This is a genomic window from candidate division KSB1 bacterium, from assembly GCA_022566355.1.
GTDB lineage: Bacteria > Zhuqueibacterota > JdFR-76 > JdFR-76 > DREG01 > JADFJB01.
Window position 1 is genome coordinate 42,392 of sequence record JADFJB010000016.1, and the last position, 7,138, is coordinate 49,529.

Genomic DNA, 7,138 nt, shown 5'->3' on the forward strand with positions numbered 1-7,138 from the left:
AAACGTAAAGTTGAAAACAAGAAAGGCCACCATGAATATGATGGCCTTTCTGTTACACTTATGAACTGTTGAAGCACTTTTTTAGCGCCTCAGCCTCCATTCTTTCGGGTCTTCGCCAGCCGGACGAACGGCGATCTTCGGAGCCCCGCCGGTCTGTCCAACACCACCGAAGCTGTAAAGCATTAGCTGCAGTGTTTCCAAATCCTTGGCCGGAACCGGAAACTGGATCGGATTTCCGGGTGTCAGCTCGCCCCAGCCTCTTTTTTCCCAGTATTCCCGGCCGGAAAAGGTGCCTAATAAATCTACCAGCTTTTCGTATTTTAGGACCGACCACAGCGTCGCACCCTTATCGTGCTGTGGCTGCAGTGGATCACTTATGCTGCCTGCTGCTAAGGATGCAGCAGAGTCATAGCCGCCATCGATAACATGCGTCCTATCCAAAAGTGCGGCTATCTCGGCCGTACTGCCTCCTGTATTTAGTAGTGCCTCGGCTCGTATAAAATCGAGCTCGCTCGGGCGGAAAAGAACGATGTCCGATGCATTGTTACTTGCGCTGATATGGTCAAAACGGGTATGTCCATAGCGTGAAAACCCATAACGTTCACGAATGAATGTGGTATTACCGGTCTGCCCGAACTGTGTACCGGGATTTTGTGTACCATCAGGAGAAAGGGTACCATCCCAAATGCGCTTGTCGGAGCTTTGAAAGATAAACTCATCTCGATCGTTGATGTTTAAGTTAATCCAGTCATCGTAGTCAGTCCCCGTATCCGACGGTCCGATGAGTTTATAGTCGACGCGTTGCCAGGTGCCCCAATTGATAGGGCCGGAATACCAATGCGTGCCGCTATACCAGGTCGAACTGCGACCGGCACCATCGCCAAGGATTGAGAAGTCCTCGGTTATTCCCATGTCTAAGTGCGTCATAACCGTGTTCCAGGCCACGTTTGAGCGTTCGGTTCTATCGCGTGCCACCAGAACCATATAACGTGCAATAAAGGAATGCGCGACTTGCGCTAATTCCGCGAAGGTCCACGCTTTCTTATTGATCCAGGTATCCGGCAGTGTGAAAGCAGGGTTTGCCCTAAAAATGACAATGGCTGCCTCTAGCTGTTCGATTGCTGCAGCCATGACTTCAGTGTAAGGTTGCAGCACCAGTTCGTCAGTATTGAGATCAACATTTTCATCCAGAATGAATCCCTGGTCGAACATGAGGGCTAACCAGCCGTGCGCCAGTCCCTGTACAAATTTCCCGAACCCTATAGCGCGTGTGTCTTTGTCGGCGCCAAGAGTTACATTCCCAGCCTGAATATTGCGAATGCCGTCACTGGCGGCCGATATAGCGCCATACAAATCGAACCAGGGTTGTTCTACAACGCCCCTGGTGCTCGAAGTTGATGTATTGTTGAACTCTATACGCGGCTCCTCAGACATCACACCCATACCGAAGTTCCCCCAACCACAAGTATAAACATCGGCAGGCATGGCCAGTGACATGTTCGGCGTTGAACTTTGAATAGCGTCGAACCAGGATAGAAACGAGCCCGCGATCAGCGATTCGATATCGCTTGGTGTGGCCAGAGCCCTTGCCTCGTCAGGATTATTTTGGTTTACCACATCAAGACTCTGGCAGCTTGAAAGTAGTACAGTTACAGTAAGCAGTGCGATCATACTGCTTGAAATTAACTTTTTCATAATTCCTCCATGGGGTTGATACCGAAAAAGTCGAGATTTTTTCGCCTCGCCCACCTTGTTCCCAAGTTTAACTTGGGAACAAGATAGCGCGCTTCCTTTAAAGTACAATCTCAATAAATCCGGTTAAGGTTCTAAAATTTGGATAATTAAAGGCATCGTATCTTGTTACAACGGCCGAGCCTCCTTGGTCGTTACTTGAACTGACACCAACTTCTGGATCAGTGCCCCTATCGTAGTTATCAATTGAGAACAAGTTGCGGCCCACAACGCCTATAGAGAGCTTATCCAAAAGTCCGCCGAAAATACCGCTCAACTGATTTCGTTTAAAGGTGTATTTAACGGATAGCTCTCGCAGCTTAATGAAGCTGCCGTCAAATACAAAGGAGTCTTCAGCATCTTGCACCCAATCGTAGTAGCGTGTGGGTTTTTTGAGCTCATCCGATTTGCCGGTTTGATCGACGTTAGCCGACCTTTGTTCTATGCCATAGCCCCACTGTTCAGTCAGACTCCAGACGTCACCGCCCACTTGTGATTCCAGCAGACCATAAATGGAGAATCCTTTCCATTTAAAGTTGGAGTAAAAGCTCCAGTTGAAGTCTGGCACGGTGCTGCCCATAAGAAATTGCTTTGTACCCTCCGCATCTTCGAATAAAACCGGCATACCCCACTCGTAGACGTCACCGTCTGAAAGGGTAGTCGAGGTACCCCACAGGGTCTTACTGATGCCGTCCCTGAAGGTGTTGCCATCACCCACCCAGACGGCATAGCCTTCGTCATTGACATCAAACTGGGAGAGCTCAGATTCGTTGAGGCCTCGTGGAAGCAAATCCTGTACGTTACGAGTCATAGTTTCTCCGAAAAGCGCGCCAAAATCTTCTCCTTCTTCGATACGAAATACGGATACGCTTTGAAAAGGCGGGTTATAGATGTAGGGGGCGACATCCAGTTTGGAAATTATTTGACGCGTGCGATCGAAGTTAATGCCAAAAGTTAAGCCCATGTTTTTCTTCTGAATAAGCACGCCTTGCAAGCTCACTTCCCAAGTGCTTGTTTCCAGGGTGCCGGCATTTTGCCATTGAGTGGTATAGCCCACGTAGGAGGCTAACGGCACATCTAACAACTGGTTCTCGATGGTGGTTTCCGCGCGGGTTAACTCCAGGGAGAACCTATCCAGAAATGCCAGATCCACGCCAAGCTCCAGCTCTTTTGCAAACTCCGGCTTCAGATTCGAATTGCCAAGGGTGTTTTTTACGACATTGCCTCCGCTTATTGTCCAGGTTTCAAACCTTGCGAAGAAATTAGGCCGTCCGCCGGCGGTGCCATAGGAGCCACGTATTTTGAATTCCTGGATACCGGAAAATGGCCACCATCCTTCTTGAGATAGACGATAAGCTCCACTAGCACGATAGTATGTATGCCATCTTTCATCCGGACCGAACAGTGAACTGCCGTCACGACGAACAAGAAAATCCCCGATATAGCGATCCTTATAGTCAAAGCTAGTGATATTGGAGTAACCTTGAGATCGAACTTCCCGTATCTGGGAATTGATATTGGACTTCAGTGGATCCGCCGCGGCCAGATCAATCACACCTCTGACAACAAAATCGTTACCCTCTACAAAGGTGTCCTGGAATTCCGTCCTCTCGAATAGCCCTGTTACTTTCGATCTGATCCGGAGATTGTCATTGAGGAAAGAATAATGCATAAAGGCTGTAGCGCTGCCGTTAAGGGCCTCATCAAATGCCGGGAACTTCTGAAAACGGCCCTGGCCGACATCCAAATCAAAACCGTCTTGGTAACCTATCCGGAAGAAACGGTTTCGCTCCCTGTTGGAACGATCATAACTGAAATTGCCGTCTATTTCAAGCCAATCAAATGGTTCATAGGTCAGGGTCCCACCGCCCATAACACGAGTTTGTGAATTTTTCCGACTCGCTGTCGCGGGCTCATAAAGAGGATTATCCCTGGCGGCATAGGGGTCCGGTTGAATGAAGAGTTCACCAGCCACATCCAGCGGAATGCCATCTGGGAAATTATTTTGTGCATTGTATACAGATGTTAGCGTCCCCACTTCCAGATGCCTTGCCGTCAGGTCGGCATCTGCGGAGATAAAGGCTATGCCGAAGAAGGCGGAACCGGGGCCGGTTGTAATGTCGTCTCGATCGACATTGGCGAAGAAGGCACTGATCGAGATGTTCAGATTATTGCGAAACCGGTGATCCACGCCGAGACGCACTGTTTGACGTTTATAGCCGTCCAGCCCTTCGATCAGGCCTTGTTGCCCTAGATTGCCAAGAGAAATGCTGAAATTGGTATCTCCCATGTTGCGACTAATGGACACTGAATTGCTGACGAATGTGCCGGGCTCGAAAAACTGGTTAAAGTTATCGACGAAGTTGGCGCCACCGCTTATCCTTTGCAGACCCACAGGCTGACCTGTTGCCGGATCCAGTACGGAACTAAGCATTTCATTGAAGACGACATCTCCCGTGGAAACCCACTTATAGGGATTGTCAGAGAAAAATATCTGGCCTATTCTATCATCGCTCGGATTATCCTTATCGTAGTTACCATCATACCTATCTCCAACACGAAGGCCGCCTCTCCTGGGATCGACAAAGTCACCCTCGTTATCGATAAAGTCACCTGGAGTAACTTTGATGCCATTTGCGTCAGTATAGTTATTTGTTCCTTCATGGATGCGGAACCAGTGGCTCCTGTTCAAAGGGTATTCTTTCTGGAGAAAGTTAAAGCCGAACTCGTTCCGTATTCTAATTCTGGTTTGATTTAAAGCCAGGTTTTTGCCTCGGTTCATGGTAATGTTGACTACGCCGTTGGCTGCCCGTGATCCGTAAAGGGAAGCCCCGGCTGCGCCCTTGATCACTTCGATACTGGCAATGTCATCTGCGTTAATATCGGAAAGCGGGCTGCCGGAAATCGAAGGGTCAATTATTACACCATCTATAATGTAAAGAGGATCCTGAGACCTGCCTTCGGAATTGATGCTGGTTGGGGCTCTTAGCATAACCGACGCGTCCACTCCGGGTTCACCACTGCCTTGAATAACTTTTACTCCGGCAATCTTTCCCCGAAGTGCATGTTCCGGAGAGGAGGCAGAAACATGCTCCAGAAGCTCCCGGTCGATTCGTCCAACCGAAAAGGCTAGTTTTGTTTTCGGAGTTTCATCTACCAGGCCGGTGACGATTATCGCATCCATATTCAGTGCATCGATAACCAGTGAAAAGTCAATATTGTGGGTTCCGGGTGATAATGTGAACTTTTCTACTTTAGTTCGGTAGCCTATGAACCTGACTTCTAACCGCACCTCCTGGCTTCGAACTCCGCGAGCAGGTACCGTAAAGCTGTATTCACCATTAACATCGGCTGCTGTACCCAGGTTGGTTAACTGGATGAAAATATTTGCGCCCGGTAATGCTTCTCCGGTTTCGTCTGTTATCTTACCAGAGATTACAGCCTCTCCTTGGGCCAAAACTGCGCCCGGAAGAAGCACCAGACAAAGAAAAAATGCTAAATAGTTTTTTATTCGCATTATCCATTCTCCTTATTATTATGAACAGTTACTTAATTAACTAACATTGTAGCACACTAAATCTTTCCTCACCTCCTTTGCTAGGATTAGTTTTAATAGTTTATTTAGTTTCTTATAGATTTGCATTGCTGAAATTTCTAATTTAATCCATGAGTAGACAAAGCCTCACATGCAATGGCATAGATTTTTCTCATTACCTATTTTGCATAGCATAATCATGAGAAAATGAAGTGTAGAGAGATATATTTTTTGGAATAATCTAATGGATTCTAGTAACAAATTTGATATAATCTAATCTCCAGGGTTAGTATATATAAGATATATCTTACGCAGAACACCACATTTTATTAATTATATTAAATAAATGCAAGATTTTTTTTAAGTAAAAATTATTATTTAACTTGGATAATTCATGGATCAGGTTTTTAAGCTTAAAACTTCCAATTTTGTCATCCCGTCGCGCAGGATGCTGCAGAGTGTAGTTCCCGAATGCTTTCAGGGTGTCCGAGTGCTACCCAAAAATGTCATGCCCAAGTGCTTACCCGTTAAAAACGTAAGGGCACAAGTTTATCGGGGGTCTGTGGGCCTGTGTAACAAGATTCCCGATAATCCCGCCCAGTAACAAAGGAGTGGGTATTCATTTAGAGGAAGGCTCCAATGCCGTTATCTCCGGAAATAATATCTTCGGCAACGAAACATTTGGAATCAACAATGCCGATCCCTCCGTATCTATGATTTATCCGGCCGCGAAGTTCTGATCCTTGTGGACGAGGATCATGATCCGGGCCAATACGATGTGGTGTTCGATGCCGATAGATTTGCTTCGGGACTTTACTTCTACAAAATTCAAATGGGTGATTTTAAGACTACGAAGAAGATGGTTCTTTTGAAGTGAGCGTGGTCTGAACCATGATTCTCTTGATTTTAGATGTTCATTTTTAGACAGGATAAACAGGATTATCAGGATAAAAATCCAGCATATCTTGTTAATCCTGTCAAAAAAGAAAAATCGGCTATTCATAAGTTTGTTCAAACAAAGTTTTACAACGTAATAGCATAAATTCCGCCTCCAAGGCTCTAAGACACTAAGATTATATAACTTAGAAGAACTACGATTAAAAACTGAGTTTCTACACGATTCATTTTATAAAACTTATTTTCTTCTTTTTTTCAATACTTTGTGCCTTTGTGGCTTTGTGGCTATGAATTATTCAGGTTAATCACTTCAATCCGGCATTCATTAATCCGGAACATCTCCTATAAACATAACAGGCAAATCCGATTTTTCCACTTTCAGCATGATCGACGGCCAGGAAATAGCATCACAGGGTCCTTCAAGATTAACTACACCGAGTTCAACCTCTAATCGATCTGACTTTTTGCTAACTGATCTAATAATGTCATCAAGATTCTGGCAGGCAGAGGACTGTTTCCCATAGAATATGGCTATCACCATATTCTCGGAAAAATCTATTGATGGCGGTGATGTTTTTTCTCCCGAACTATTGAAAATACTCCAATTTTTTTCCCAAAGTAGGGTCCATTCTCCTTGATCTCTATAAATTTGAGTCCCGGAGCTATCCACATGGAAACCATCTGACCCAATTATTTCATATTGCAGTGGAGTTTCTTGCATGTTGTCAGTTTCAAATTGAAGTGGAGTCTTATTCGTATTGCATGACCCCGAAATGGCTGCTAACACTAAGAATATAAGGTACTGTGATTTCATTGTTTTTCTCCTGGCTTTTGTTTAATCTCCCGAAATCAAAAGGCAATAAACGTTCCAAATCTCAGTTAACCTGGATAATTCACAAACTTACGCTTGATAGCAGGCTGTTGCAGAATAGGCAAAAACCTGGAATTGTCATCCTGAACGGAGCGAAGCGAAGT

4 protein-coding genes are annotated in these 7,138 nt (G+C 45.7%); 1 reads left to right on the forward strand and 3 read right to left on the reverse strand.

The genetic code is table 11. The features are described 5' to 3' along the window. Positions 1–81 precede the first annotated feature (81 nt). Together IIC38_04885 and IIC38_04890 are read right to left on the reverse strand one after the other, a co-directional pair. Positions 82–1,695, reverse strand: coding sequence for a hypothetical protein (locus IIC38_04885; protein ID MCH8125279.1), 1,614 nt, complete (start codon positions 1,693–1,695; stop codon positions 82–84). A gap of 97 nt (positions 1,696–1,792) precedes the next feature. Then, the gene (locus tag IIC38_04890; protein MCH8125280.1) at positions 1,793–5,248 is read right to left on the reverse strand and encodes a SusC/RagA family TonB-linked outer membrane protein; all 3,456 of its coding nucleotides are present in this window, start codon (positions 5,246–5,248) and stop codon (positions 1,793–1,795) included. A 697-nt stretch (positions 5,249–5,945) separates the two neighbouring features. Between IIC38_04890 and IIC38_04895 the strand changes: the two genes are divergently transcribed. Next, complete coding sequence (locus IIC38_04895) at positions 5,946–6,143, forward strand: T9SS type A sorting domain-containing protein (GenBank protein ID MCH8125281.1); 198 nt, start codon at positions 5,946–5,948, stop codon at positions 6,141–6,143. Between the two features lie 345 nt (positions 6,144–6,488). Here IIC38_04895 and IIC38_04900 read toward each other — a convergent pair whose 3' ends face one another. Further along, positions 6,489–6,977, reverse strand: coding sequence for a hypothetical protein (locus tag IIC38_04900; protein ID MCH8125282.1), 489 nt, complete (start codon positions 6,975–6,977; stop codon positions 6,489–6,491). Positions 6,978–7,138: the final 161 nt, after the last annotated feature.

Excerpts from the sequence above, each read along its gene's own strand:
- IIC38_04885 (MCH8125279.1), bottom strand. The coding sequence starts at position 1,695 with ATGAAAAAGTTAATTTCAAGCAGTATGATCGCACTGCTTACTGTAACT.
- IIC38_04890 (MCH8125280.1), bottom strand. The coding sequence starts at position 5,248 with ATGCGAATAAAAAACTATTTAGCATTTTTTCTTTGTCTGGTGCTTCTT.
- IIC38_04900 (MCH8125282.1), bottom strand. The coding sequence starts at position 6,977 with ATGAAATCACAGTACCTTATATTCTTAGTGTTAGCAGCCATTTCGGGG.